Source organism: Sinomonas cellulolyticus, assembly GCF_014656475.1.
Classification (GTDB): Bacteria; Actinomycetota; Actinomycetes; order Actinomycetales; family Micrococcaceae; genus Sinomonas; species Sinomonas cellulolyticus.
Window position 1 is genome coordinate 250,058 of the sequence record NZ_BNCM01000005.1, and the last position, 25,469, is coordinate 275,526.

Annotated in this window: 22 protein-coding genes; 17 read left to right on the plus strand and 5 right to left on the minus strand. The window is 71.1% G+C overall.

Annotated features, from left to right (window positions below; genetic code table 11):
- Window positions 1–49 precede the first annotated feature (49 nt).
- Window positions 50–523, plus strand: a complete 474-nt coding sequence (locus IE231_RS08580; RefSeq protein ID WP_189693519.1) for an SRPBCC family protein — start codon at window positions 50–52, stop codon at window positions 521–523.
- A 114-nt stretch (window positions 524–637) separates the two neighbouring features.
- On the opposite strand, the gene purN is transcribed toward IE231_RS08580, so the two are convergent.
- The 3 genes from purN to IE231_RS08595 are packed head-to-tail and all read right to left on the minus strand — an operon-like array spanning window position 638 to window position 3,799.
- Entirely contained in the window at window positions 638–1,237 is a 600-nt protein-coding gene (gene purN / locus IE231_RS08585; protein WP_189693520.1) for a phosphoribosylglycinamide formyltransferase, read from the minus strand.
- 28 nt (window positions 1,238–1,265) lie between these two features.
- The gene (locus IE231_RS08590) at window positions 1,266–2,582 is read right to left on the minus strand and encodes a cell division protein PerM (protein WP_189693521.1); all 1,317 of its coding nucleotides are present in this window, start codon (window positions 2,580–2,582) and stop codon (window positions 1,266–1,268) included.
- 59 nt (window positions 2,583–2,641) lie between these two features.
- The gene (locus IE231_RS08595) at window positions 2,642–3,799 is read right to left on the minus strand and encodes an NADH:flavin oxidoreductase (protein WP_189693522.1); all 1,158 of its coding nucleotides are present in this window, start codon (window positions 3,797–3,799) and stop codon (window positions 2,642–2,644) included.
- 95 nt (window positions 3,800–3,894) lie between these two features.
- Between IE231_RS08595 and IE231_RS08600 the strand changes: the two genes are divergently transcribed.
- The 11 genes from IE231_RS08600 (at window position 3,895) to IE231_RS08650 (ending at window position 19,211) form a co-directional block, all read left to right on the plus strand.
- A complete protein-coding gene (locus IE231_RS08600; RefSeq protein ID WP_189693523.1) occupies window positions 3,895–5,091 on the plus strand; it encodes an MFS transporter in 1,197 nt (398 codons plus the stop codon).
- A gap of 67 nt (window positions 5,092–5,158) precedes the next feature.
- Window positions 5,159–6,331, plus strand: coding sequence for a glycosyltransferase family 4 protein (locus IE231_RS08605; RefSeq protein WP_189693524.1), 1,173 nt, complete (start codon window positions 5,159–5,161; stop codon window positions 6,329–6,331).
- An 18-nt stretch (window positions 6,332–6,349) separates the two neighbouring features.
- Window positions 6,350–7,693, plus strand: coding sequence for a UDP-glucose dehydrogenase family protein (locus IE231_RS08610; protein ID WP_189693525.1), 1,344 nt, complete (start codon window positions 6,350–6,352; stop codon window positions 7,691–7,693).
- Window positions 7,694–7,776: 83 nt separating this feature from the next.
- Complete coding sequence (locus IE231_RS08615; RefSeq protein WP_189693526.1) at window positions 7,777–8,394, plus strand: DUF6318 family protein; 618 nt, start codon at window positions 7,777–7,779, stop codon at window positions 8,392–8,394.
- Window positions 8,395–8,672: 278 nt separating this feature from the next.
- Complete coding sequence (locus IE231_RS08620; protein ID WP_189693527.1) at window positions 8,673–9,266, plus strand: hypothetical protein; 594 nt, start codon at window positions 8,673–8,675, stop codon at window positions 9,264–9,266.
- 158 nt (window positions 9,267–9,424) lie between these two features.
- Window positions 9,425–12,778, plus strand: a complete 3,354-nt coding sequence (locus tag IE231_RS08625; RefSeq protein ID WP_189693528.1) for a DEAD/DEAH box helicase — start codon at window positions 9,425–9,427, stop codon at window positions 12,776–12,778.
- A gap of 289 nt (window positions 12,779–13,067) precedes the next feature.
- The gene (locus IE231_RS08630; RefSeq protein ID WP_189693529.1) at window positions 13,068–13,712 is read left to right on the plus strand and encodes a LysM peptidoglycan-binding domain-containing protein; all 645 of its coding nucleotides are present in this window, start codon (window positions 13,068–13,070) and stop codon (window positions 13,710–13,712) included.
- 295 nt (window positions 13,713–14,007) lie between these two features.
- The gene (locus IE231_RS08635) at window positions 14,008–15,549 is read left to right on the plus strand and encodes an NCS1 family nucleobase:cation symporter-1 (RefSeq protein ID WP_189693530.1); all 1,542 of its coding nucleotides are present in this window, start codon (window positions 14,008–14,010) and stop codon (window positions 15,547–15,549) included.
- A gap of 102 nt (window positions 15,550–15,651) precedes the next feature.
- A complete protein-coding gene (locus IE231_RS08640) occupies window positions 15,652–16,383 on the plus strand; it encodes an aspartate/glutamate racemase family protein (RefSeq protein ID WP_189693531.1) in 732 nt (243 codons plus the stop codon).
- Between the two features lie 183 nt (window positions 16,384–16,566).
- Window positions 16,567–17,784, plus strand: a complete 1,218-nt coding sequence (gene fdhA, locus IE231_RS08645) for a formaldehyde dehydrogenase, glutathione-independent (RefSeq protein WP_189693532.1) — start codon at window positions 16,567–16,569, stop codon at window positions 17,782–17,784.
- A 131-nt stretch (window positions 17,785–17,915) separates the two neighbouring features.
- Window positions 17,916–19,211: an FAD-dependent oxidoreductase gene (locus IE231_RS08650; RefSeq protein ID WP_189693533.1), complete on the plus strand. Its 1,296-nt coding sequence runs from the start codon at window positions 17,916–17,918 to the stop codon at window positions 19,209–19,211.
- A 12-nt stretch (window positions 19,212–19,223) separates the two neighbouring features.
- On the opposite strand, the gene IE231_RS08655 is transcribed toward IE231_RS08650, so the two are convergent.
- On the minus strand, window positions 19,224–20,003 hold the full coding sequence (locus tag IE231_RS08655; protein WP_189693534.1) for a C1 family peptidase: 780 nt from the start codon (window positions 20,001–20,003) through the stop codon (window positions 19,224–19,226).
- A gap of 260 nt (window positions 20,004–20,263) precedes the next feature.
- Window positions 20,264–21,025 carry an IclR family transcriptional regulator gene (locus IE231_RS08660; protein ID WP_229866594.1) on the minus strand — a complete coding sequence of 254 codons (762 nt, stop codon included), beginning with the start codon at window positions 21,023–21,025 and terminating at the stop codon, window positions 20,264–20,266.
- Between the two features lie 178 nt (window positions 21,026–21,203).
- On the opposite strand from IE231_RS08660, the gene IE231_RS08665 reads away from it, so the two are divergent.
- Genes IE231_RS08665 through hxlB form a run of 5 tightly spaced genes read left to right on the plus strand, consistent with a single transcriptional unit; the run spans window position 21,204 to window position 25,447 of the window.
- Window positions 21,204–22,526: an MFS transporter gene (locus IE231_RS08665; protein WP_189693535.1), complete on the plus strand. Its 1,323-nt coding sequence runs from the start codon at window positions 21,204–21,206 to the stop codon at window positions 22,524–22,526.
- Between the two features lies 1 nt (window position 22,527).
- Complete coding sequence (locus IE231_RS08670) at window positions 22,528–23,289, plus strand: fumarylacetoacetate hydrolase family protein (protein ID WP_189693536.1); 762 nt, start codon at window positions 22,528–22,530, stop codon at window positions 23,287–23,289.
- Window positions 23,286–24,248 (plus strand): sugar kinase, encoded by a 963-nt coding sequence (locus tag IE231_RS08675; protein WP_189693537.1) that lies wholly within the window; start codon window positions 23,286–23,288, stop codon window positions 24,246–24,248. Before IE231_RS08670 ends, IE231_RS08675 begins: the two co-directional genes overlap by 4 nt.
- Window positions 24,249–24,258: 10 nt before the next feature.
- Window positions 24,259–24,903 carry an orotidine 5'-phosphate decarboxylase / HUMPS family protein gene (locus tag IE231_RS08680; RefSeq protein ID WP_189693538.1) on the plus strand — a complete coding sequence of 215 codons (645 nt, stop codon included), beginning with the start codon at window positions 24,259–24,261 and terminating at the stop codon, window positions 24,901–24,903.
- Window positions 24,893–25,447: a 6-phospho-3-hexuloisomerase gene (gene hxlB, locus IE231_RS08685; RefSeq protein ID WP_201896875.1), complete on the plus strand. Its 555-nt coding sequence runs from the start codon at window positions 24,893–24,895 to the stop codon at window positions 25,445–25,447. Before IE231_RS08680 ends, hxlB begins: the two co-directional genes overlap by 11 nt.
- Window positions 25,448–25,469 lie beyond the last annotated feature (22 nt).

Here is a 25,469-nt window from a genome sequence, read left to right on the forward strand (position 1 = left end):
CGGGTAGCCCCCTGAGGTCCACCAAACCGCTATCGGCGAGGAGCACCGCATGTCCACCGTTCAGCAAGCGATCGATGTCATGGTCCCCGTGTCCACGGCGTACAACCAGTGGACCCAGTTCGAGTCTTTCCCGGAGTTCATGGGCGGGGTCGAGTCCATAGTCCAGCAGGACGACACGCACCTGCACTGGACCACGAAGGTCGGCGGACAGGAGCGCGAGTTCGACACGGTCATCACCGAGCAGCACCCGGACGAGCGCATTGCCTGGAAGAGCACGGACGGCGTGGACCACGCCGGCGTGGTCTCCTTCCAGCCGCTCAGCGACCGCGAGACCCGCGTGTCCGTCGAGTTCCAGTGGGATCCCAACTCAGCGACGGAGAAGATCGGTGCCGCCTTCGGCGCCGACGACGCCCAGGTCAAGAAGGACCTGAAGCGTTTCAAGGAGTTCGTCGAGTCGAACGGCGCGACCGGCGGTTGGCGCGGCGACGTCGACTCCGGTCCGCAGACCGGCAGCAGCTTCTGAACCCATCAGACGCACGACGGCGCGTGCCCGCTTCGGCGGGGACGCGCCGTCGTCCGTTGTGGTCCAGACCCCGCGGTCCGGCAGCCCGGGAGATCCGGGTGCCGAGCCCGCAGCTCAGAGTGCCGCGGGGGCGGGCGCGGGCGGCTTCAGCTCGCCGGCGGCGAGCCGGCGCAGCACGTCGACGAGCAGCCGCCGCTCCACGACCTTGATGCGCTCGTGCAGGGTGTCCTCGTCCTCCCCGTCGGCGATCGCGACGGCCTCCTGGGCGACGATCGGGCCGGTGTCCACGCCGGCGTCGGCCCAATGGACCGTGCAGCCGGTGACCTTGACGCCGTAGGCGAGCGCATCCCGCACGCCGTGCGCGCCAGGGAATGCCGGCAGCAGGGCCGGGTGCGTGTTGAGGTACCGGCCGCCGAAGCGCGCGATGAAGTCCTCGCTGACGATCCGCATGAAGCCGCTCGAGACCACCACGTCCGGCGCATACGAGGCGACCTTCTCCGTGAGGGCGGCATCCCACTCGGCCCGTGTGGGGAACGAGTTGAAGTTCACCACGAACGTCTCGAAGCCCGCCTCGTCGGAGCGTTCCACGCCGTACGTGCCCTCGCGGTCCGCGCCGACGGCGGCGATCTCCACGTCCAGCTCGCCGGCCTTGACGGCGTCGATGACGGCCTGCAGGTTGGAACCGGTGCCGGAGACGAGGACCACGATGCGCATGGCGTCCACCTTACCGGCGCCCCGGCGGTCAGGGGACGCGGGAGCGACGTGGCTCCTCGGCGGTCCGCGACCGCTCGAGCCACGGTCCCAGGGCGTAGCCCAGGCAGGCTCCGACGGCGGTCTCCGCACCGACCCAGACGAGCATCCACAGGGAACTGACTCCGAGTTCGGTGAACCGGCCGATGCCGAGGGAGCCGCTCGTGAGCCACGCGAGCCCTGCCGCCAAGGCGCCCGCGACGGCTCCCACGCACAGGCCGAGGAAGACCGCTGAGACCGGCGCGGAGAACCACCGTGCGCGGACCTTGATGGAGAGCCACTCGTCGAAGTGGTCCTCGCCCTCCCGGACGAACCACCATCCTCCGAGCAGCCCGGCCAGCACCGGGACGACGAGCGCGGCGGGCGCCCACACGAGCGGCCCCGTGGGGACCGCGGCGAGCACGGGGACCGGCGGGAGGGGGCCCACGGCCGTGGCGAGGGCACCCGCCGTGGAACCGGTCCCGAGCGTCACACCCGCCCCGGAGGCCCAGCCCAGCGTCCACACGACGAGGTGCGGCAGGTAGCCGAGCTGCCCGAGGGTCATGGCGGCACCGCCCACACCACCGGCGCTGACCCCCTCGTACACGGTCACCGCCTCGGCCCAGCGCCAGAACAGGTCCACGCCGAGCAGGGCCGCGGAGAGCCCGAGCGCCGCGACCGCAGCCAGGAATCCGGCCCGCACGACGGCCCAGGCGTAGGTGCCGGCCCACCGGGAGTACTGTCCCGTGCGGGCGAGCCAGTCGACGGCGTCGACCCCGAAGAGCCTGACCCAGGAGCCGGCTTCCCGCCGGGCGCCGACCACGAGCCCGAGCCCCACGGGGATGAGTGGGATGAGCGTCGCGGCGACCATGCCCACCCCGACCTCCGGCGTACGGCACACGAAGGCGGTGGCGAAGCCGAACGCCGCGTAGATGCCCGCCGCGCCGGCGAGTCCCTGCCAGAGCGTGTCCGCGTACGACGCGCGGGCGAGCCTGCGCCCCGCGCGCCACGAGAGCAGCACGGGCACGAGCGTGAGCCCGAGCGGGATCAGGGACAGCGTCCCCGACACGGACTGGGCGGCCTCGCCGGTACCCGAGGTGAGGTTCAAGTGGAGCGGGACGCCATGGACGAGGAGCCACGTCTGCCCGGCAAGCCGGGCGACTGCCTCCGGCGGCCACGGTCCGAGGCCACCCGTGGCCCACACGCCGAACACAGCCACAAGGGTCAGCATGGCGGAGATCAGGATCGCCTGGACCGACTCCACGACCCCCTGGAGCCACAGCGGCATGGGGAGACCGCGGAGTCCAGACTGGTCGGCGCTGAGTTTCATCGTCCTCCACTGTGCCACGGGCGCCGCCCAGGCCTGGGCAGGCGCACCGGGGGTGAGGGTCAGGAGAGGCTCAGCCTGTCCTCGGCACTGAAGGGGCGGATCTCAGCGGTGCGTCCGTCGCGGACCTTGGCGACCCACGCCGGGTCCGAGAGGAGGACGCGGCCCACCGCGACGAGGTCGAACTCACCGCGTGCGAACTGCTCGAGGAGCGTCTCGAGGCCGCGCACCTCCGAGCGGCCCCCCTCCTGCCACGTCACCTCGAACTCGTTGTCCAGGCCGACCGAGCCGACCGTGATGACCGGAAGCCCGGAGAGCCTCCTGGTCCAGCCCGCCAGGCCGAGGCGGGCGTCCGCCGGTTCGGCCACGTCAGGGAACGCGGGCTCCCAGTGGCGGCGGGTGGAGGGATGGAAGGCGGAGACGCCGGCCGCCGCGAGCGTGCGGAGGATGACGCCGAGCTCTTCGGGGCTCTCGGCGATGCGCGCGCCGTAGTCGCCGGACTTCCACTGGGAGAAGCGGAAGATGACGGGGAAGTCGGGGCCGACGGCGGCACGGACGGCAGCGGCGACCTCGGCGGGGAAGCGCAGGCGCGCCTCGAGCGAGCCGCCGTACTGGTCGTCCCGCCGGTTGGTCCCGGCCCAGAGGAACTGGTCGAGCAGGTAGCCGTGGGCGCCATGGAGCTCCACGCCGTCGAACCCGGCCTCCTTGGCCGCCGCCGCGGCGCGGGCGAAGTCGTCGCGGATCCGGGCGAGCTCCTCAAGGGTGGCCGCACGGCCGCGCGTCCTGCCGTTCGGTGCGATCCCGGACGGGCTCAGGCTCGGCAGTTCCGGGTTGAACTCGGCGTGGTCGCCGCGGGCCGCCCCGAGGTGCCACAGCTGCGGGACGATCCTGCCTCCGGCCTCGTGCACGCGTGCCACGAGTCCGCGCCACGCCGCGAGCTGGGCCTCGCCGAACAGACGGGGTACGCGGGTGCTCGGGCCCGAGTCCTCCGACACGTACACGCCCTCAGTGATGAGGAGCCCGACGCCGGCCGCGGCCCGGCGCTCATAGTAGCCCGCGACGTCGTCCGTCACGGTCCCGTCCGGCGAGAACTCACGCGTCATCGGGGCCATGACGAAGCGGTTGGGCAGCCGCAGGGGGCCCAGGTCGAAGGGGGTGAAGAGGCTCGAGAGCGGGGAAGCGGGGCCGGGCAGGGCGGAATCGGTGTCCTGAAGGGTCATACGATGCGCAACGGCAAGCGGCGCCCGGGCATTCCAACGCGCACTCCGACGCACCGTATTCAGCACCATTACACTCGTCACCTACACTCGTCACCGTGCCGGATCCGCTCCCCCGCCCTCCCGCGAGCCCACCTGCGGCCCGCGCCGTCGTGCCGCTCTACGCGGCCGGCTTCACCACGGCGTTCGGCGCGCACAGCATCGCCGCAGGGCTGGGGGCCGAGAGCGGTGAGGTAGGGCTGAACCTGCTCGCCCTCGGCGCCCTGCTCGCGCTCTACGACCTCGCCGAGGTGTTCCTCAAGCCGGTCTTCGGCTCCCTCTCGGACCGCATCGGGGCCAAGCCCGTCGTGGTCGGGGGGCTGCTCGCCTTCGCCGTCGCCTCCCTGGTGGGCGCCGTCCTCCAGGAGCCGTGGACTCTGGCAGTGGCACGGCTCGGCCAGGGCGCGGCCGCGTCGGCCTTCTCGCCGGCTTCCTCGGCCAGCGTGGCCCGGCTGGCGGGCCCCCTCACGGGGCGGTACTTCGGCAGATACGGCTCGTGGAAGGGCCTCGGCTACGCCCTCGGGCCCCTCCTCGGCGCCGCCGCACTCTACCTCGGCGGATTCGCTGCCCTCTTCGGCGTCCTCGCGCTGCTCGGGGTGGGTGTGGCGGTCTGGGTGGCCGTCGCGATGCCCCGGCTCGAGCCACTCCCCCGGCCCCGGTACACCCTCGCGGACCTGGCCCGGCAGCTCGGCGAGCGCTCGTTCCTCGGGCCCACCATCGTGCTTGCGGCCGCGACCGGTTCCCTCGGCGCCGCGGTGGGCTTCCTGCCCGCGCTCGCGGCGCACATCGGGCTGCCGACCGCGGCCGCGGTGGCGGCCGTGACGGTCCTCGCACTCGCGTCGTCGCTCATCCAGCCGCGGATCGGGCGGCTGCGCGACGCGGGGCGCCTCACCGACCGGAGCGGGATCCTCGCGGGCCTCGGCGCCATCGTGCTCGGCGCCGCCGCGGCCGCCCTCGTGCCGTCCGCGCCCGTGGAGCTCGGCGCCGTCGTGGTCTACCTCGCCGCGCTCCTCATCGGCGCCGGCATCGGCACTGCCACCCCCCTCGCCTTCGCGCACCTCGCCGACGCGACTCCCGCCGAGCGGATGGGGCGCACCATGGGCAGCGCCGAGCTCGGCCGGGAGGCGGGCGACGCCGGGGGCCCGCTCCTCGTCGGCGCCGTCGCCGTGGGCGCCGGGCTGGGGTGGGGCCTCGCCGCGCTCGCCGCGGCTGTGGCCGTGGCGGCGGCCGCGGTGCCCGGGCGCACCCGCCGTTAACCCACCCTTCGGCGGCGCGTCACGCGTCCTCTGCCAACCGGCCAGACGGTCACAGAATGGTTGAGGCGTGAGGATCGCGATCGCTGCCGAGTCGTTCCTGCCGCAGATGAATGGGGTGACGCACTCCATCCTGCGGGTCCTCGACCACCTGCAGGAGCGCGGCGACGACGTCCTCGTGATCGCCCCGTCCGGCGAGGGCGCCTCCGGCGTCTTCCCGCTGCCGGAGACCGTGACCGGCGCGCACGTCGTGCGGATGCCGGCGCTGCCCATGGCGGGCTACCCGAAGGTGCGCGTGGCGTTCGGCGCCGTCCCCCGCGTGCGTCGGGCACTCAAGGCGTTTGCCCCTGACATCCTGCACCTGGCCTCGCCCTTCGAGCTCGGCTGGCGTGCAGTTCGGGCGGCGCACCAGCTGGGCATCCCCACCGTGGCCGTCTACCAGACGGAGGTGCCGGGCTACGCCGCACGATACGGGGTCCCGTTCCTGGAGAACTGGGCGTGGCAGCGGGTCGAGGCGATCCACCTCCTCGCCGACCTCACCCTCGCGCCCTCCACGTTCGCCCTGAACCAGCTGCGCGGGCGCGGGATCCTCGACGTCGACCTCTGGCGGCGCGGCGTGGACACGGTCCGGTTCCACCCGGGGAAGCGCGACGCCGCGTGGCGGGCCTCTGTGACGTCTTCGGCCGGGGCGGGGACGCCCCCGAAGATCATCGGCTACGTGGGCCGCCTCGCGGCCGAGAAGCAGGTCGAGGACCTTCGGGTCCTCGCCGACATTCCCGGCACCCGGCTGGTCATCGTGGGAGACGGCCCGCTGCGGGCCCAGCTCGAGGGCCAGCTCCCCGGCGCCCACTTCGCAGGCTTCCGCGGCGGTGAGGACCTCGCGCGGATCGTGGCGAGCTTCGACCTGTTCGTGCACCCCGGCGAGTTCGAGACGTTCTGCCAGACCATCCAGGAGGCCATGGCATCCGGCGTGCCCGTGGTCGCGACCGGGCGCGGCGGCCCGCTGGACCTCGTCGAGAACTCGAAGACGGGCTGGCTGTACACCCCGGGCGACCTGGGGCAGCTGCGCGCCTACGCGCTGGACCTCCTCGGCGACGACGCGAAGAGAGCCGCGTTCGCCGAGGCAGCGTGGCGCAGCGTGCAGGGCCGGTCCTGGCGCGCCATCGGCGAGCAGCTCATCCACCACTACGAAGACGTCATCTCCCAGCGCGCGGTGAGCGGACTCGAGACCAGCGCTGGCTGACCCACGGAAGGGAACACCATGAAGATCTCCGTCATCGGCTGCGGATACCTCGGCGCCGTCCACGCGGCCACCCTCGCCTCGATGGGCCACGACGTGGTGGGCATCGACACGGATGCCGAGAAGGTGGGGCACCTCGCGCGCGGGTTCGCGCCGTTCTTCGAGCCAGGACTCGAGGACCTCCTCGCGGACGGCCGCGCGGCCCGGCGCCTCGTCTTCTCCACGGACATGTCCCTCACCGCCGACTGCGACGTGCACTTCCTCTGCGTCGGCACCCCGCAGTCCAAGACCAGCGACGTGGCGGACCTGACCTACCTCGAGTCCGCCGCACGGGAGGTGGGGCGGCTCGCGAAGCCGGGGGCCGCCGTCGTGGGCAAGTCCACGGTGCCCGTCGGGACGGTGCAGAAGGTGCGCGAGTGGCTCGGCGGTGCGGATGTGGAGCTCGCATGGAACCCCGAGTTCCTGCGTCAGGGCACCGCGGTGAAGGACTCCCTCGTGCCGGACCGGCTCGTATACGGGGTGGAGGAGGCGTACGAGGGCCAGGGCACCGTGCGGATCCTCGACGAGGTCTACGCTCCCCTGCTGCACGCGGGGGTGCCGCGGATCGTGTGCAGCTTCGCGACGGCGGAGCTGATCAAGTCGGCGGCGAACGCCTACCTGGCCACCAAGCTCTCCTATGTCAACGCCATGGCCGAGCTGTGCGACGCCGCGGGGGCGGACGTCACCCAGCTCACCGCCGCGATGGGGCTCGACCCGCGGATCGGGCAGCGCTACCTCGCCGCTGGCCTCGGGTTCGGGGGCGGGTGCCTGCCGAAGGACATCCGCTCGTTCCGTGCGCAGGCTCGCGGCTTGGCCGTTGACTCGGTGGACGAGTGGATGGGACTCGTGGACTCGATCAACGTGGGGCAGCGCGAACGGGTGGCGGATCTGGCGGCAGAGCTCTGCGGGGGCTCTCTGGCGGGACGCCGCGTCGCCGTCCTCGGCGCCGCGTTCAAGCCGGACACCGACGACATCCGCGACTCGCCCGCTCTGGACGTCTCCCTGCGGCTCGCAGCGGCCGGCGCGCACGTGGTGGTCACCGACCCGCGGGCGATCAACAACGCCTGGATGCGGTTCCCGCAGCTGCAGTTCGAGCCCTCCCCCGCCGGGGCGCTCGACGGCGCGGAGCTCGTCCTGCTGCTGACGGAATGGGCAGAGTACCGGGCGCTCGACCCCGTCGCCGCGGGCGCACTCGTGCGGCGCCCCGTGATCCTGGACGCGCGCAATGCCCTTGACCCGGCGGCGTGGCGAGCGGCGGGCTGGGACTACTCTGGGCTCGGCACGGGCCTGCGGACCCAGCCTGTGGATAACCTGCAACTCGGATAGTCACATCCTTGTAGACTGCCGAAGACCCGCCCCGGCGCACCGCACCTGCTCCGGCGGCACACCAACGACCTCGGGGGATGTCAATGGCGAACCGTCGCCGCACACTTCGCTCTGCCCTGTCCACTCTCGCCCTTGCCGGAACCCTCGGGCTGACCGCCTGCGGCGCCGGCACCAGCGGCCCCGAAGCGCAGGGCACGCCGAGCGCCGCGGCCTCGGGGACCGCGTCCCCTGCCCCGGACGCGCGGCCGACGCCGGCCAGCTCCACCGGGCCGGCCCGCAATCTCCCCAAGCCGGAACTGCCCGCAGCCGCCAAAGAGAACACCGAGGCGGGGTTCAAGGCATTCACGCAGTACTGGTTCGACACGGCAACGTACTCTCTCGAGACCGGCGATTCGGGGCCGCTCGAAGCCATTTCCGACTCCGGCTGCAAAGTATGTAACGGATATCTGGCCGATTCTCGGGCAGGAGGCTGGACCGTCGGACCGCGGTGGCTCTCGACTGGATTCAGCTCCGATATGAAGCTCGACCCAGCAGGGCAAGCGGTCGGTTACTTCATGCTGGAGGAAGGGACCTCAAGGTGGTTCGATGCTGATGGGAAGCTTACCAAAGAAAGAAGCGGTGGAAACAACGGAAAGCCGAAGGCGATCTATGCGTCTTATACGAATGGGGCTTGGACCGCACGTCAGCTGGGGCAAGCGTGAGGCGCTTTGTCCTATTCTTCCTCGCCATAGCGCTAACCACTACCTGCATCAACTCCACAGCAAATGCAGCAGAAATTGATGGCTACTTTGACAATCAAACAGCTGCGCTAAATGGGACGCGAGACGGGACCGCAAAGGTTGAGTTCCCCAAAACTGAAGGCGTCGCCGAGACCTTCGTATATTCCTATGCTCCTGCCTGTGCACAGAATACCGATACGCTCAGCGGGACCGCCTGCGCCGCACTCGACGCCCGCTGCAGCGCCGAACCGGACGGCCGGATGGTCGTCTGGGAGAGGCTCGACACCCGGACGCCCGGCGCAGCGTGGGAGCGGCTCGAGCAGGCGTGCCTGTATCCGGGGAAGCCGCCGGAGCGGCCGGGCGACGTCGTCATCACCGTGACCGAGAAGCAGCTGCGCGAGCTGCCCATCAAGGCCCCGGAACTGGGCTCGCAGCCGGGCCGCCACACGCTCAAGGGCGCGGAGACCAACATCTACGCCGAGCCGGCAGACCAGTCCTTCACGATCGACATCCTGGGCCGGAAGGTCGAGATCAGGGTCAAGGCCACCGAATACCACTGGTCCTACGGCGACGGCGCCTCCCTCGTCACAAGCGCCCCGGGCGGCCCGATCCCCGAGGCCCGGTGGGGAGAGAAGACGGTGACAAGCCACGCCTATACGCAGACGGGTGACGTGAGCGTTGGCCTCGCCACCGTCTTCACCGGGGAGTTCTCGGTGGACGGCGGAGCGTTCCAACCGGTCGCCGGCACGGCCCGGGTTCCCAGTGCGTCGAAGGCCCTCAGCGTCTGGCGCTCCGAGGTCAAGCTCTACGCCGACGACTGCGCCGCCAACCCCGTCGGCCCAGGCTGTGGCTAGTCGGCATTCCACCACAGGTTGTGGACTTTGCCCCGCGCCACGGCGTGGGGCAAGGTCCACAACCCGTGGTTAAGTTGCCACGGCCCTCGGCGCCGCGCACCCCGCGGGTGGCCAGCCCCGGATCCAGAACTGTCGGCCGCCCATGGGACGATGAAGGCATGGCCTCCATCCCGTACCCCTCCCCCTCGGGCACGGGCGCGCAGGGCGTCCCTCCGCTCGTGGACGTCGCCGGAATGGTGAACCGGGTCGGCGCCGCCGCCATGTCCCGCGCCCATGCCTACGCGCGGGAGGGCCGTGTGGAGCACCTCGCCTGGCACCCCGAGATCAACGAGGTCACCGCCCAGGTGTTCGGCACGGAGGACGAGCCGTACGAGGTCGGCGTGTACCTGCAGCCGCAGCACGGCACCTACCGCTACGCCGGGGGCTGGTGCACGTGCCCGGTCACGGAGGACTGCAAGCACATGGCCGCCGTCGTCCTCACGGGGAACGCCCAGCGGCTGCGGGCGGACGCGGCCAGGGAGAACGCGGCCCGCAAGGCGGAGCCGGAGTGGATGCGCGAGCTCCGGCGCATCATCGACCCGGGGGCCGAGGGAGAGCGGCGCGGCGCAGCACGGCGCCTGGGGCTCCAGTTCGAGCTCCGCGACCTCCAGGCCCGGCTCGGCAGCCGCTTCGGACGGTCCCCCTCGAGGAGCCGCCCGGACTACCGGCTGGGCGTGCGGCCGGTCGAGCTGAACCCCACCACGGGCAGGTGGCTGCGGGGGGACATCTCCTGGACCACGTTCGGGCGCCCCGACCATCTGGGCGCCTTCTTCGCCCCGCACTTCGAGCTCTTCCGCGAGATCCAGGCCCTGCGTCTCGGCACCGCCTCCGGCTACTGGAACGGCAACGATCCCTGGCTCTACCTCGACGAGTTCACGAGCCCCCTCCTGTGGACGCTCCTGGATGCGGGCCGCTCGGTCGGCGTCGAGCTCCTCGGCGCGGCGAAGGGCACCACCGTCCTCCTCGGCGAGGGCACGGCGGCCGTGGGGCTCGACGCGCTCCCCGGAGAGGACGACGGCGCGCTCCGCCTGGTCCCGACTCTCACGGTGGACGGCGTCCCGGTGCCGATCCAGCACGCCGGAACGATCGCCGACCACGGCGTGTACGCCGTCGTGCGCACCGGGGAGCGCGAGGAGGCGATCATCCTCGCCCAGTCCGAGTCACGCCTCGGCGAGCGGGACCGGGCGCTGCTCACGGCGCCCGAGGGTGTGCAGATCCCCGCCGCGGACCGCGACGCGTTCCTCGCCGAGTTCTACCCGGACCTCGCGCGGTCGGTGGCGCTCACGGCCGACGCCGCGCTCGACCTTCCGCCGGTCCTGCCGCCCGTGCTCGTGCTCACCGCAGCCTTCGAACCCGGTGACGTGCTGCGCCTCGCGTGGCATTGGGAGTACCCCGCGGGCGACGGCGCCCGGCAGCTGCCGCTCGTCCCGGCCCCGGGCGAGGGCATCCGCCGCGACGCCGCAGCCGAGGCGGCCACCGCCCTCAGGGTGGCCGCGGTCCTCGACGATGGCCCCCTGCGCGGGAACCCGATCGGACCTGCCCGGCTCGAGGGGCTCGCGACGGCAGAGGCGTCCGAGAACACTCTGCCGGCACTCGCGGCCCTCGAGGGGGTCGAGGTCCGCATCGAGGGGACACGGCCGGACTACCGCCAGCTCGAAGGGACCCCGAAGCTCGTGCTGAGCACCGTGGAGTCCGACAAGAACGACTGGTTCGACCTCGGCCTCATGGTCACGATCGAGGGCCGCAGCATCCCGTTCCAGGATGTCTTCACGGCCCTGGCGAAGGGCCGCAGCAAGGTCATGCTGCCGGACAAGTCCTGGTTCCGCATCGACACCCCCGAGATCCAGCGCCTCAAGGAGCTCATCGACTCCTCGCACGAGCTGCGCGAGTGGCGCGTGGAGGGCCCGTCGGGGAAGAATGCGCCGAAGCTGAGCGTGTTCCAGGCCGGGCTGTGGGACGAGATCGCCGAACTCGCGGGCGAGACGGTCGAGGCTCCGCGGTGGAAGCAGACGGTCTCCGGGCTGCTAGACCCAGACGCCTTGGACCGCGTGCCGGTGCCGAACGGCCTCAACGCCACGCTGCGGCCCTACCAGGACGACGGCTTCCAGTGGCTCGCCTTCCTGTGGCGCCACGGCCTCGGCGGCGTCCTCGCGGACGACATGGGCCTGGGCAAGACCCTCCAGACGCTCGCGCTCATCCTGCACGCCAAGGAGCAGGGATCGGCCCCGAGCGGGAGCGGCCCGTTCCTGGTCGTGGCCCCGACCTCCGTCGTCGCGAACTGGGAGGCGGAGGCCGCGCGCTTCGCTCCGGGACTGCGCACCGTGGCGCTCACGGATACGCAGGGCAAGTCGGGTACACCGGTCGCCGACTCCGCAGCCGGGGCCGACATCGTCGTGACAAGCTATGCGCTCTTCCGCCTCGACTACGAGGCGTACGCCGCGCTCCCCTGGGCGGGCGTGGTGATGGACGAGGCGCAGTTCCTCAAGAACCGCGCCACGAAAGCACACCAGTTCGCGCGTGACATGGAGGTGCCGTTCAAGCTCGCCCTCACGGGCACACCGCTCGAGAACAACCTCATGGAGCTGTGGTCGCTCTTCGCGATCGTCGCCCCGGGGCTGTTCCCGGCCGCCAGCCACTTCGGGCAGGAGTTCGCCAAGCCCATCGAGAAGAGCGGCGACGCCGGGCGCCTGGCCAGGCTCCGCCGCCGGGTGCGGCCGCTCATGCTGCGGCGCACCAAGGAGGCAGTGGCGAAGGAACTGCCGGAGAAGCTCGAGCAGCGGGTCGACGTCGACCTCGACCCGCGGCACCGCAAGCTGTACCAGCAGTACCTGCAGCGCGAGCGCGAGAAGGTGCTGGGGCTCGTCGAGGACCTGGACCGCAACCGGTTCATCGTCTTCCGCTCGCTCACGCTGCTGCGGCTCATGGCGCTGGACCCCTCCCTCGTCGACGAGGCGCACGACGGCGTGTCCCCGGCGAAGCTCGACGCCCTCCTCGAGCAGCTGGACGACGTGGTGGCGGAGGGGCACCGCGCCCTCGTGTTCAGCCAGTTCACCTCCTTCCTCAAGAAGGCCGCCGCGAGGCTCGATGCGGCGGGGATCGCCTACGAGTACCTGGACGGGTCCACGCGCAAGCGCGGTGACGTGGTCTCGCGGTTCAAGGAGGGCGCCGCCCCGGTCTTCCTCATCTCCCTCAAAGCGGGCGGCTTCGGCCTGAACCTGACTGAGGCGGATTACTGCTTCCTACTGGACCCGTGGTGGAATCCGGCGGCGGAGGCACAGGCGGTCGACCGCGCCCACCGCATCGGGCAGACACGCCGCGTCATGACGTACCGTCTCGTGGCAAAGGGGACCATCGAGGAGAAGGTCATGCAGCTCAAGGAGAAGAAAGCTGCCCTCTTCTCCTCCGTCATGGACGAGGACGCGATGTTCTCCTCGTCCCTCACCGCCGAGGACGTCCGAGGCCTGCTTGAGTAGGGCCGGAAGACCCCGATCTTTGGTCACGATTTTGCAACGGCGGATTAATACCCTACGGTAGGTATCGGTTCGGTAACGAACCCCCTGCCCTGCAACCCGCAGCGGGGCACATAAAGCCCGACGGCCCGCAGCCGTGGGCCACATATGCCGGGTGCTGCCGTCCACCGTTCGCCGCCGTCTGCGCAGCCACCATTGACCTGACCTTCGAATCGTCAGGGGCCGGCGGCGCACGTTGAAGTCCCGGGGACGGGGCGAGTGCCGGTGGAGTCCCGAGCATCTGAGAACTCTTATGAAGAAGATTACGCTTACTGCTGCCCGTCGTTCCCTCGCCGTCGTCGCCGCAGGCGGTGCCGCGCTCAGCGCTGCCGCCCTCGGCGCCCCCGCGGCCAACGCCGCTTCCGGCTCGACTTGGGATGCCCTCGCTCAGTGCGAGTCCTCGGGCAACTGGGCCATCAACACCGGCAACGGCTTCTCCGGCGGCCTCCAGTTCACCCCGAGCACCTGGGCCGCCTATGGCGGCGTCGGCGCCCCCCAGAACGCCACGCGCGACCAGCAGATCGCTGTCGCGGAGCGCGTCCTCGCGGGCCAGGGCTGGGGCGCATGGCCCGCATGCTCGGCCAAGCTCGGCCTCTACGGCACGGCCGGCGCCAACCCGACGCCCGTCCAGGTCCAGGCCGCCCCGGTCCAGCAGGCACCGGTCAAGCAGGCCGCTCCCGTCCAGCAGGCACCGGTGCAGCAGGCTCCCGCCCGCCACGCCGCGCCCGTCCAGGTCAGCGGCTCGACCTACACCGTCGTCGCCGGCGACACCCTGAGCCAGATCGCCCAGAAGCTGAACGTGAAGGGCGGGTGGCAGGCCCTCGCTGACGCGAACGCCAACGTCATCTCGGACCCCAACCTGATCTTCCCGGGCCAGCAGCTGCACCTCCCGGCCTGATCACTGAGGCCCTCCCGAAACGCCGAAACGCCGCATCAGCGCGGCCGCCATTCCCCTCGGAATGCCGGCCGACCCTGGTGCGGCGTTTCGGCGTCTGAAGGGTCTTCACTGATAACCCTTGCGGACTGGGATACCAAACCGCTAGCTTTGGAATACCAAAGCGAGACGACGGTCACACCACCCCGAGACTCGCGCCACACGTCCTCGGACGGACCCGCTGCGCCCCGAGCAACCCATGGGCCGGCGGATCATCAAGTTGCGCGCCCCTACATGTCCCGACCGCAGAGAGTTCATCATGGACAGCACCACGGACACCGTCGTCCCCACGCTGGAGGCCCACGACGTGACCCACGCAGAAGCCCGCGAGACCGCCCACGCGCACAGCCTGCCGGCCGGCCTGAGCCCGCGCCTGTACAACACCGACCTCGCCCCCACGCAGCGTGAGGGCCGCACCTGGACCGCCTACTCGATCTTCACCCTCTGGGCCAACGACGTGCACAGCCTCGGCAACTATGCCTTCGCCATCGGCCTCTTCGCGCTGGGCCTCGGCGCATGGCAGGTCCTCGCCGCCCTCGGGGTCGGCGCCGTCCTCCTCTTCGCCCTCCTGAACCTCTCGGGATTCATGGGCCAGAAGACGGGCATCCCGTTCCCCGTCATGAGCCGGATCGCCTTCGGCATCCACGGTGCCCAGATCGCGGCCCTCATCCGCGGCGGCGTGGCCGTGGCCTGGTTCGGGATCCAGACATACCTCGCCTCCGTGGTGCTCCGCGTCCTCCTCATCGCCGTGGCCCCCGGCCTCAAGCCCCTCGACGCCGGCTCCGTCCTTGGCCTCTCGCCACTGGGCTGGATCGCCTTCGTGGGCCTGTGGATCGTGCAGGTCGTGATCGTCTCCTACGGCATGGAGATGATCCGCAAGTACGAGGCGTTCGCCGGGCCGATCATCCTCGCGACCATGCTCGCCCTGGCCGTGTGGATGTTCGCCAAGGCCGGCTTCTCGATCGCCTGGAGCACCGGCAAGGACCTCTCCGGCGGGGACATGTGGCTGCACATCCTCGGCGGCGGCGCCCTCTGGGTGTCGATCTACGGCACGTTCGTCCTGAACTTCTGCGACTTCACCCGCTCGGCAAAGTCCAAGAAGTCGATCGTCAAGGGCAACTTCTGGGGCATCCCGATCAACATGCTCCTCTTCGGCGCCATCGCCGTCGTCCTCGCCGGCGCCCAGTTCAAGATCGACGGGCGGATCATCGAAAGCCCCTCGGACGTGGTCGCGTCGATCCCCAACACGTTCCTGCTCGCCGCCGCGAGTGCGGCCCTGCTGGTCCTGACCGTCGCCGTGAACCTCATGGCCAACTTCGTGGCGCCGACCTACGCCCTGACGAACCTCTTCCCGCGGCGCCTCAACTTCCGCAGGGCCGCGCTCGTCTCCGCCGTGATCGGCCTCGTGATCCTGCCCTGGAACCTCTACAACAACCCTGTGGTCATCGTGTACTTCCTCGGCGGCCTCGGTGGCCTGCTCGGCCCGCTGTTCGGCGTGATCATGGCGGACTACTGGCTGGTCCGCCGCGGCAGGGTCAACGTCCCCCAGCTGTACTCGGAAGACCGCGGAGGCGCGTACCACTACGCGAAGGGCATCAACCCGAAGGCGGTCGCTGCGCTCGTCCCCGCGGCGGCCGTGGCCCTCGCGATCGCCTTCATCCCGGCCCTCGGTGCGCTCAGCTCCTTCTCCTGGTTCTTCGGCGCGGGCATCGCGGCCGTCAACTTCGTGGTCCTCAACCGCTCGCGCGGCACCTTCGAGGATGTCGACGGCGAGGCCATCGCAGTCCCCAGCGCGCACTGACCGCTCGTCAGCACCCAGCGCACGACGGCGGCCCCGCCTCCGCCGGCCAGCCCGCCGCCGTCGTGCCTCACCACAGCCCCTTGCCAGCAGAAGGAATCCGCGATGCGCATCCTCGTCGCCAACGTCAACACCACCCAGTCCATGACCGACTCGATCGCCCAGGCCGCCCGTGGGGCCGCGTCGCCGGGCACGGAGATCATCGGCATCACCCCGACCATCGGGGCTGACTCCTGCGAAGGGAACTTCGAGTCCTATCTCGCCGCAGTGGCCGTCATGGACGCGGTGACCCGCTACGACGGCGAGTTCGACGCCGTCGTCCAGGCCGGCTACGGCGAGCACGGGCGCGAGGGGCTCCAGGAACTGCTCGACGTCCCGGTCGTGGACATCACGGAGGCCGCGGCCGCCACCGCCATGTACCTGGGCCACAAGTACTCGGTGGTCACCACGCTCGACCGCGCGGTGCCGCTCATCGAGGACCGCCTCAGGCTCGCGGGGCTCGACGCCCGCTGCGCCTCCGTGCGCGCGTCCGGGCTCGGCGTCCTCGAGCTCGAGCTGGACCCGGAGCGCGCCGTGAAGGAGATCGTCGCGCAGGCTGAGGCGGCCGTGCACGAGGACCGGGCCGAGGTGATCGTGCTCGGCTGCGGTGGGATGAGCGGTCTCGACGCCCAGATCCGCGAGCGCTGCGGGGTGCCCGTGGTCGACGGCGTCGCGGCCGCGGTGTCAGTGGCGGAGGGCCTGGTCCGGCTGGGGCTCTCCACCTCGAAGGTCCGCACGTACGCCCCGCCGCGTCCCAAGAAGGTGACCGGCTGGCCCCTCGGCGCCGGAGCCCTCTAGGTCACCGCGGACCCTTGACCCCCCAGAGCCACTCGCCTAGGTTCGGAGGACCGCCACAACGACACCAGCGCTAGTCACGCGAGCCCACCCAGGCCGCTGCAGGCGTCGCAGACGGTTCCGCTGAATCAGAAGTGCAGGGGCGGGGGCTCCTGCTTCACTGGAGCAGAGAGGTACCTGGTAGATATGGCAAGCGAGAACAGGGCAGTCGCCTACAAGGAGCCGGGAAAGGTCGAGGTCATCGACATCGACTACCCCACCTTCGAACTCAAGGACGGGCCGGGTGTCAACCCGGCCAACGTGGGGCGCAAGGTGCCCCACGGCGTCATCGTCAAGACCGTGGCGACCAACATCTGCGGCTCCGACCAGCACATGGTCCGCGGCCGCACCACGGCTCCGCCGAACCTCGTGCTCGGGCACGAGATCACCGGCGAGGTCGTCGAGACCGGCCCCGATGCCGAGTTCATCAAGGTCGGAGACCTCGTCTCGGTGCCGTTCAACATCGCCTGCGGGCGCTGCAAGAACTGCAAGGAGCGCAAGACCGGCATCTGCCTCAACGTCAATCCTGACCGGCCCGGCTCCGCGTACGGGTACGTGGACATGGGCGGCTGGGTCGGAGGGCAGGCGAACTACGTCCTCGTGCCGTACGCCGACTTCAACTGCCTCAAGTTCCCGGACAAGGACCAGGCGCTCGAGAAGATCATGGACCTGACCATGCTCTCGGACATCTTCCCGACCGGGTTCCACGGGGCAGTCACTGCCGGTGTGGGCGTCGGATCGACCGTCTACGTGGCCGGTGCCGGACCGGTGGGCCTGGCAGCGGCGACGAGCGCTCTCCTGCTGGGAGCCGCGGTCGTGATCGTCGGCGACATGAATGAGGACCGGCTCAAGCAGGCCGCCAGCTTCGGCTGCGAGACGGCGGACCTAACGAAAGGCGGACCGGCGGAGCACATCGAGCAGATCCTGGGCGAGCCCCTCGTGGACTGCGGCATCGACGCCGTGGGCTTCGAGGCCAAGGGCCACGGCGCCGGCGCCAAGGAGGCACCCGCAACCGTGCTCAACGACCTCATGGACATCACCGCGGCCGGCGGCGCGCTCGGCATCCCGGGCCTCTACGTCACAGGCGACCCGGGCGGCATCGACGAGAACGCCAAGAAGGGCTCGCTGTCCCTGAGCCTCGGCACCGGGTGGGCCAAGTCGCTCTCCTTCACCACCGGCCAGTGCCCGGTGATGAAGTACAACCGCGGACTGATGATGGCGATCCTCCACGACCGCGTCTCGATCGGGAAGAACGTCAACGCCAAGGCCATCGGCCTCGAGGACGCCCCGCAGGGCTACGAGGAGTTCGACAAGGGCGCGGCGACCAAGTACGTGCTGAACCCGAACGGCTACATCAAGAACTGACCCCACTGTGAGCGGGACGGGACCCCACAACAGTGCGGGGTCCCGTCCTGCAGTCGTCTTCCTGCTCGGGCCCTCCGGCTGCGGGTGTGCGGGCCCTCCGGCTGAGGCTCCGAGCGTCGTACTCTGGGGGCATGGCTGCACCTGAGCGGACCCGCGTGGCAGTGGTCGGCGGCGGCCCCGCCGGCATGGTCCTGGGCCTGCTCCTGGCCCGCGGCGGGATCGACACCGTGGTGCTCGAGAAGCATCCGGACTTCCTGCGCGACTTCCGCGGCGACACGGTCCACGCCTCGACCCTGGCCCTGCTCGACGAGCTCGGCCTCGGCTCCGCGTTCGAGGCACTGCCCCACCGGCTCTTGGACGAGGTCGAGATCCAGCTCGACGCCGGCACCGTACGGCTCGCGGACCTCGTCCGCTACCTGCCCGGCCTCCACCCGCACATCGCGCTCGTGCCGCAGTGGGACTTCCTCGAGATGCTCGCCGAGGCCGCCGCGCGCGAGCCGCACTTCACGCTGCTCCGCTCGGCGAAGGCGGTGGGCCTCACGCACGACGCCGGCCGGGTCGCCGGGGTGCGGTGGCGCGACTACCCGGGGACTGAGGGAGGTTCCCAGGACCACACGCTGGCCGCGGACCTCGTCGTGGCCTGCGACGGACGCTGGTCCACCGTCCGCGCCCAGGCCGGACTCACGGCACGGGAGTTCGGCGCCCCTGTGGACGTCTGGTGGTTCCGGGTGCCTCGCCGGGAAGGCGACCCGAACGGCGGGGTCGGCCGGCTCTCGGGGCGCGAGTTCATGATCATGATCGACCGCGGCACCGAGTGGCAGTGCGGGTACCTCATCGCGAAGGGCCAGGATGCTGCGCTGCGGGCGGAGGGCCTGCCGGCGTTCCGCAGCCGCCTCGCGCGGCTCCTGCCGTGGATGGCGGAGCGCCTGGACGAGTATCCGGCGTCCCTGGACGACGTCCGGCTCCTCAGCGTGAGGGTGGACCTGCTCGACCAGTGGTACCAGGACGGCCTCCTGCTCATCGGCGACGCAGCCCACGCGATGTCGCCCGTGGGCGGGGTGGGCATCAACCTGGCTATCCAGGACGCGGTCGCCGCGTCGCGGATCGTCGGCCAATGGATGCGCCACGCCTCTGGCCCCGTGCCGGAGGAGGTGCTCGCGCAGGTCCAGAAGCGCAGGCTCCTGCCGACCAAGCTCGTGCAGGCCTTCCAACGGGCGGCCCACCGCGGCATCGTGAACCGCGCCCTGCGGGGCGCGCTCGCGACCTCGGCCACGACACTCCCGCTGCCCCTGCGCCTGCTGAACCGGGCGCGGTTCCTCCAGCGGATCCCGGCCCGGTTCATCGCCATCGGGCCGCGCCCGGAGCACGCGCCGAGCTGGGCCCGGCGCCTCGAACGGCTCTCGCCGCCCGAGGGCCGGGTCGGCTGAGGCTGCAGCCGGTCAGCTGAGCGTGCGGATGGTCCAGAAGTCGCTCGAGAGCCCGGTGGAGAGCAGGTACTGGTACGGCAGCGTGAAGTAGCCCGCCTGCCCCCACCCGGTGCCCCACGAGTTGCGGACGCGGAACGTCTGGCTCGCGTTGTCGTACCCGACGGCGAGGACGGCGTGGCCGCCGAGGGCCTGCTCGTTCGGGCCCGGCATCGGCGCCACGCCGGTCTGCGCCACCTGCTGGCTCTCAAAGGATTCGTAGACCGTGAAGCCGAAGACGAACGGGTAGCCGTCGGCGAGGCAGCCCTGCATCTGCGGAAGGCTCCGGCTCACGCGCTGATAGGCGATGGCACGGTGCTGCTTCGCGTCGATGTAGCACTGCTCCGGCGGCTTGACCGTGAACTTCGTGATGTCATAGCCCCATTCGGCCTCGGGGCATGCGCCCTGGGATCCGACGGACTTGACGCCGTCCCGGATCTGGGCGCCGGAATCGCTCGCCACGGTGTGCTCCATGACGCGCTCGTTGTAGTAGATAAAGAGCCTCGACGGGGTCGTGTACCCCGCGATGCCCTGCTTGTCGGCGTCGAACTCGAGGGCCGCGGCGATCGAGTTGCCGGTGCACGAGCCGAGCTGGCCCTGATCGTAGACCGGCGGACAGCCCGGCGTCAGGTCGACGGAGGCCGGAAGCGCTCCGAGGACTTCACGCGGCACGGAGTAGAGGTAGTCGCGCTGGTCCGGAACGTCCGGGACCCAACCGTAGGAGTGGGCGGCGCGGGGTGCTGGTTCAGTGGTCATGGCCGGGGTCTTTCGGGGGGCGGCGGAGCCGCAGGAGGAGAGGAAGGCCGTGGGGTGCGCGCGGTCGGGGAAGCCGGGTCGGCACGGTGCCCTGGCCTCCGGGTGAGGGCTGCCAGGACACCTGCTGACGGGCGCCGGCCTGAGTGCTGGGGGTTCTCAGGCCGGCCGATTAATTTGTAACTCGATTTTATAAATCTCGCGAGGCCGCGTCAACCCCCTCTTCGAGCACTCCCCTGCGCCTGCCGTGGCGGCGCTGGGCGTCACCGGGGCGGAAGGAGCACGGTCAGTTCCCGGGCGGCCTCCCGCAGCGCCGGGAGGTAGTCCAGGAGCTTCTCCCGGCTCACCCGATAGGCGGGCGCCGCGACGGACAGTGCGGCGACGGCGATGCCGTCGGGATTTTCCACCGGCACGCCGATCGCCCGGATTCCAGCCTCGTGCTCCTCGTCCGCGATGGCGTAGCCTTGGTCCGCAACCCGGCCGATCTCGTCCCGGAACTGCTCGCGGTCCACCACGGTGTGGGACGTGTAGGGGGTGAGTTCGAGGGATTCCACGAGCTCCTTGCGGGCGGCGTCCGGGGCAAAGGCCACAAGCACCTTGCCCATCGATGTGCAGTGCAGCGGGCCGCGCCGGCCGGGCTCGCCGCTGACACTGACCGAATGGCTGCCTTGGACGTGGTGGACGTAGAGCTGGTGGTGGCCGTCGATCACCGACATCAGAGCGCTCTCGGCCGTCCGGTCGGCGAGCGCGCGGAGGACGGGGAGCGCGGACCCGGCGAAGCCGTGGCGGTGGGCGACCCTGCTGGCGAGGGCGAAGGTCTGGAGGCCGAGGCTGTAGCGCCGGCTGACGTCGTCGACCGCGGCGTAGCCGTCGCGGACGAGAGCCGCGGCGAGCCGGTGGGCGGTACTCAGCGGGAATCCGGCCCTCCTCGCCACCTCGGAGAGGGACGCTCCATCCGGGTAGTCGCCGAGCAGGGTCAGGAGCAGCAGGGCCTTCCCCACCATGTCGGGAGGTGTCTGGGTCATGGCCCCAGTATGCCAGAGGCATTCCACGATATGGGAGCAGATACCGAAAAATGGAAGAAGATGACCGAAACCCCTTGTGCGCCCCCGGTGACGTCGCGCACACTAGATTCCGGGTGGCGACAAGCCATTCCACCATATGGAACATCACACATATGGAACATCACACTGAGGTGATCTCATGACCGAGCACTCCGCCACGCGGCACGGATTTGTCCACGCGGCCACAGCTTCGCCGGGCCGCGCGCGCTGGGCGCGGCTCCTCCCCATCGCGTTCGTCACGTACTCGCTGGCCTATCTGGATCGCTCGAACTACTCGATCGGCGTGGCCGGCGGGATGAAGACGGACCTGCACCTGGATGCGGGCGTCTCCGCCCTCCTGGGTGCCCTGTTCTTCCTCGGCTACTTCCTGTTCCAGGTCCCCGCGGGCGTCTACGCCGAGCGCCGCAGCGCACGGAACCTGATCTTCTGGAGCCTGATCGCCTGGGGCGTCCTCGCCTCCCTGCAGGGCGTGGTCTCCTCCGTCCCATGGCTCATGGTGGTGCGCTTCCTGCTCGGCGTCGTCGAGGCCGCCGTGCTCCCCGCGATGGTGATCTTCCTGAGCCACTGGTTCACGAAGGCCGAGCGAGGCCGGGCCAACACCTACCTGATCCTCGGCAACCCCGTCACCGTCCTGTGGCTGACCGCCGTCTCCGGCTACCTCGTCGAGGCCACGTCGTGGCGGTGGATGTTCATCATCGAGGGCGTTCCGGCCATCATCTGGGCCTTCGTGTTCCGGGCGCTCGTCGCCGACCGCCCGCATGAGGCCGCATGGCTCGGCAAGGACGAGCGCAGCTATGTCGAGGACGCCCTGGACGCTGAGCAGCGTTCGATGGCGCCGGCGGCCTCGCTGTGGAGCGCACTGCGGTCCCGCAACGTCGTGATCCTCTCGGTGCAGTACTTCCTGTGGAGCCTCGGCGTCTACGGGTTCGTCTTCTGGCTGCCCTCGATCGTGAAGGCCGCGAGCGGCGAGGGGATCGGGATGACCGGCCTCATCTCGGCCATCCCGTACGTCTTCGCCGTGATCTTCATGGTGGTCAACAGCCGGCTCTCTGACCTCTCGGGCCACCGCAACCGGTACGTCTGGCCATGGCTGGCAGTCAGCGCCATCGCGTTCTACGGCTCCTACCTCATCGGGCCCAAGAACTTCTGGGCGGCCTTCGTGCTCCTCGTGATCGCGGGTGCGGCCATGTACGCCCCGTACGGGCCGTTCTTCGCGGCCATCCCGGAGCTCATGCCCCGCGACGTGGCAGGACCGGCCATCGCGCTGGTGAACTCCCTCGGCGCCCTCGGCGGCTTCGTCGGCTCCTACTTCGTGGGGTGGCTCGACGGCGCCACAGGCTCGAGCAGCGCCTCCTTCCTGCTCATGGCCGCGAGCCTCGCAGGATCCGCCGTGCTCATCCCCCTCGTCCGGCCGCGCGCTGCCGCGTCGAACCGGTCCTCGCTGCGCACCGCGGAGTCCTGAGATGCGGCTGTGCAGGATCGCCGACGCGGGCAGGATCGGGTACGCGAGCTGGGAGGACGGTGGGTTCGCCGAACTGGCCGATCCCTTCGCGCCCGTGCTCAGGCGCACCGGGACCCGGATCCCGGCCGGCGCCGCGCGCCTGCTCGCGCCGGTCGAGCCCCGCACGGTGGTCGGCATGGCCCACAACACCGGTGCTGCGGACAGGGAGCGGCCCCCTGCCGCCTTCCTCAAGGCCGCGCGCACGGTCGTCGGCCCGGGCGACGCCGTGCGGCTGGCGGACGACGGCGGCACACCGGTTGCCGAGGGCGAGCTCGCCCTCGTGATCGGCCGGGAGACGTCAGGGGTGCGGGCCTCGCAGCTGCTCTCCTGCGTCCTCGGCGTCACCGTGGCCAACGACGTCACGGACCGGCGCGCCCAGCGGGACGACCCGCTGTGGACGTCGGCGAAGAGCCGGCACACCTTCACCCCCGTCGGTCCCTGGATCGACACGGACCTCGAGGCGGCAGACCTCGAGATCACGGTGGCGGTCAACGGCGCCGAGGCCAGCCGTGCCTCCACGGCGGGCCTCGCCCGTGACCCGGGCGAGATCCTCGCCTACCTCGCAGCGCTCATGCCCCTCGGCCCGGGCGACGTGATCCTGACCGGTGCGCCGGGGGCGGACGCGGCACTGCGCCCCGGCGACTCGGTGACCGTGCGCATCGAGGGCTTGGGAGAGATCGGCAATCCCGTCCAGGCGTGGCCCCGGCAGGAGGCCGCGGCATGAGCGGCACACTGGACGCGATCACGTTCGGCGAGGTCATGGCGATGTTCATGGCGTGCACGCCGGGACCGTTGAACGAGGTGACCACGTTCGAGCGGGGACTGGCCGGCGCGGAGACCAACATCGCCATCGGCCTCGCGCGGCTCGGCCACCGCAGCGGATGGATCGGGCGCGTAGGGGACGATCCGTTCGGCGTCTACGCCCTCGACGCCCTCCGCGCCGAGGGCGTGGACACGGGGGCAGCCACCGTGGACGCCACCGCCCCCACGGGCTTCCAGCTCAAGGAACTCGCCCCGGGCGGCGACCCGGAGGTGCGCTACTTCCGCAAGGGATCGGCGGGCAGCAGGCTCACGGCGACCGACGCGACGGACGCGGCCATCGCCTCCGCGCGGCACCTCCACCTCACCGGCATCCCGCTCGCGCTCTCGCCCGATACCCGCGCGTTCGCCCTGCGGGCCCTCGACGTGGCGCGTGCGCACGGGGCCACGGTCTCCTTCGACCCGAACATCCGGCCGGTCCTCTGGAACAGCGAGGCCGAGCTGGTCGAGGCCACCAACGCCGTCGCCGCCCGAGCCGACTGGGTCCTGCCCGGGCGCGCGGAAGGGCGGCTGCTGACCGGGCGGGACACCGCGGACGGCATCGCGGACTTCTATCTGGCCCTCGGCGCCTCCCGGGTCGCCGTCAAGGACGGCGCGGCCGGCGCCTCCCTGCACACCGGTGCGGGCCGGCTGGACCACGCGGGCTTCCGGGTCCAGCCCGTGGACACCGTCGGTGCCGGCGACGGATTCGCCGCCGGGCTGATCAGCGCCTACCTCGACGGGCTCGGCGACGCCGCAGCCCTCGAGCGCGCATGCGCCGTGGGCGCTCTGGCCACCACCCACCGCGGCGACCGGGACGGGCTGCCCACCCGCGCACAGCTCGCCGCCTTCATCGCCGCCGCCACTCTGGCGCCGGCATCCTAGGAGGACCCGCATGGAGCTCCAGATAGCACTCGACCGCCTTCCCCGGGCCAGGGCCCTCGCGCTTGCCGGGGACCTCGCGCCGTCTGCCGACATGATCGAAGTGGGGACCTCGCTCATCAAGGCGCACGGCATGGATCTGGTCCGGGAGATCGTCGCGGCGGCGGGAGCGACGCCCGTCCTGGCCGACCTGAAGACGGCCGACGACGCCGAGACCGAGTGCCGCATGGCGTTCGAGGCGGGGGCACGGGCCGCGACCGTGCTCGGCGTCGCCCATGATGCCACCCTCGACAAGGCGGTGCGGACCGCCCGCGACTACGGGGCGGAGACCGTCGTCGACCTCATGGCCACCACCGAGGAGCGGCGGGCGCAGCTCGCGGCGGACCTCCCGGACGAGGTCGTCCTCGCCGCCCACGTGGCCAAGGACGTCCAGTCCGCGCAGGAAGGCCCGGCGAGCCTGCTCGGGGAGTGGGCGGAGGGGCGGAGGCTTGCTCTGGCCGGCGGGCTGGGCCCGGACGACCTGCCCGCCCTCGCCGGCATCCCGCGCCTGCGCGTCATCGTGGGCAGCGCCGTGACGGGCGCTGCCGATCCCCTTGCCGCTGCGCAGCAGCTCCGCGAGCACATCGATACCCTTGGAAGGACCCCCAGTGGCCGATGATCCGCTGACCACCATTGCCCGCGAACTGGACCCCGTCCTCGAGCGCGTCGACCGCGCCGAGCTTGAGGGGATGGTGCTCGCCCTCGGGGACGCGCCCCGCGTCTTCGTCACGGGCGAGGGCCGCTCGGGGTTCATGGCGAAGGCCTTCGCTATGCGCCTGATGCACCTGGGCCTGACCGCCTACGTGGTGGGTGAGAGCACCACGCCGGCCATCGGCCCGGGGGACCTTCTGGTCGCCGTCTCCGGCTCGGGCACCACGGGCCACACCGTCCAGATCGCGCGAGCCGCGGCCGAGGCCGGGGCGCGGGTCCGCGCCGTGACGAGCGACGCCGGCTCTCCCCTCGCGCAGCTGGCCGAAGCGGTGCTCGTGGTCCCCGCCGCCACCAAGCACCGCCGGCCCGGCGAGGCTGCGAGCGTCCAACCGCTCTCGAGCCTGTTCGACCAGGCCACCCATCTGGTCCTCGACGCGGTGTGCCTGCTCCTGGCCGGCCGGAGGCACGTGGACAACGCAGCCGCCAAGGCGGCGCACGCCAACACCGAATAGGGGGCGCAGAGGAATCGCCCGG

Bases quoted from the DNA above. Each gene is read 5' to 3' on its own strand.
- IE231_RS08610 (WP_189693525.1), top strand. From the start codon at position 6,350: ATGAAGATCTCCGTCATCGGCTGCGGATACCTCGGCGCCGTCCACGCG.
- IE231_RS08665 (WP_189693535.1), top strand. From the start codon at position 21,204: ATGACCGAGCACTCCGCCACGCGGCACGGATTTGTCCACGCGGCCACA.
- IE231_RS08630 (WP_189693529.1), top strand. From the start codon at position 13,068: ATGAAGAAGATTACGCTTACTGCTGCCCGTCGTTCCCTCGCCGTCGTC.
- IE231_RS08625 (WP_189693528.1), top strand. From the start codon at position 9,425: ATGGCCTCCATCCCGTACCCCTCCCCCTCGGGCACGGGCGCGCAGGGC.
- IE231_RS08635 (WP_189693530.1), top strand. From the start codon at position 14,008: ATGGACAGCACCACGGACACCGTCGTCCCCACGCTGGAGGCCCACGAC.
- IE231_RS08620 (WP_189693527.1), top strand. From the start codon at position 8,673: ATGGTCGTCTGGGAGAGGCTCGACACCCGGACGCCCGGCGCAGCGTGG.
- IE231_RS08660 (WP_229866594.1), bottom strand. From the start codon at position 21,025: ATGACCCAGACACCTCCCGACATGGTGGGGAAGGCCCTGCTGCTCCTG.
- IE231_RS08675 (WP_189693537.1), top strand. From the start codon at position 23,286: ATGAGCGGCACACTGGACGCGATCACGTTCGGCGAGGTCATGGCGATG.
- IE231_RS08580 (WP_189693519.1), top strand. From the start codon at position 50: ATGTCCACCGTTCAGCAAGCGATCGATGTCATGGTCCCCGTGTCCACG.
- IE231_RS08595 (WP_189693522.1), bottom strand. From the start codon at position 3,799: ATGACCCTTCAGGACACCGATTCCGCCCTGCCCGGCCCCGCTTCCCCG.
- purN (WP_189693520.1), bottom strand. From the start codon at position 1,237: ATGCGCATCGTGGTCCTCGTCTCCGGCACCGGTTCCAACCTGCAGGCC.
- IE231_RS08655 (WP_189693534.1), bottom strand. From the start codon at position 20,003: ATGACCACTGAACCAGCACCCCGCGCCGCCCACTCCTACGGTTGGGTC.
- IE231_RS08590 (WP_189693521.1), bottom strand. From the start codon at position 2,582: ATGAAACTCAGCGCCGACCAGTCTGGACTCCGCGGTCTCCCCATGCCG.
- IE231_RS08615 (WP_189693526.1), top strand. From the start codon at position 7,777: ATGGCGAACCGTCGCCGCACACTTCGCTCTGCCCTGTCCACTCTCGCC.
- IE231_RS08640 (WP_189693531.1), top strand. From the start codon at position 15,652: ATGCGCATCCTCGTCGCCAACGTCAACACCACCCAGTCCATGACCGAC.
- IE231_RS08650 (WP_189693533.1), top strand. From the start codon at position 17,916: ATGGCTGCACCTGAGCGGACCCGCGTGGCAGTGGTCGGCGGCGGCCCC.
- IE231_RS08680 (WP_189693538.1), top strand. From the start codon at position 24,259: ATGGAGCTCCAGATAGCACTCGACCGCCTTCCCCGGGCCAGGGCCCTC.
- fdhA (WP_189693532.1), top strand. From the start codon at position 16,567: ATGGCAAGCGAGAACAGGGCAGTCGCCTACAAGGAGCCGGGAAAGGTC.
- IE231_RS08670 (WP_189693536.1), top strand. From the start codon at position 22,528: ATGCGGCTGTGCAGGATCGCCGACGCGGGCAGGATCGGGTACGCGAGC.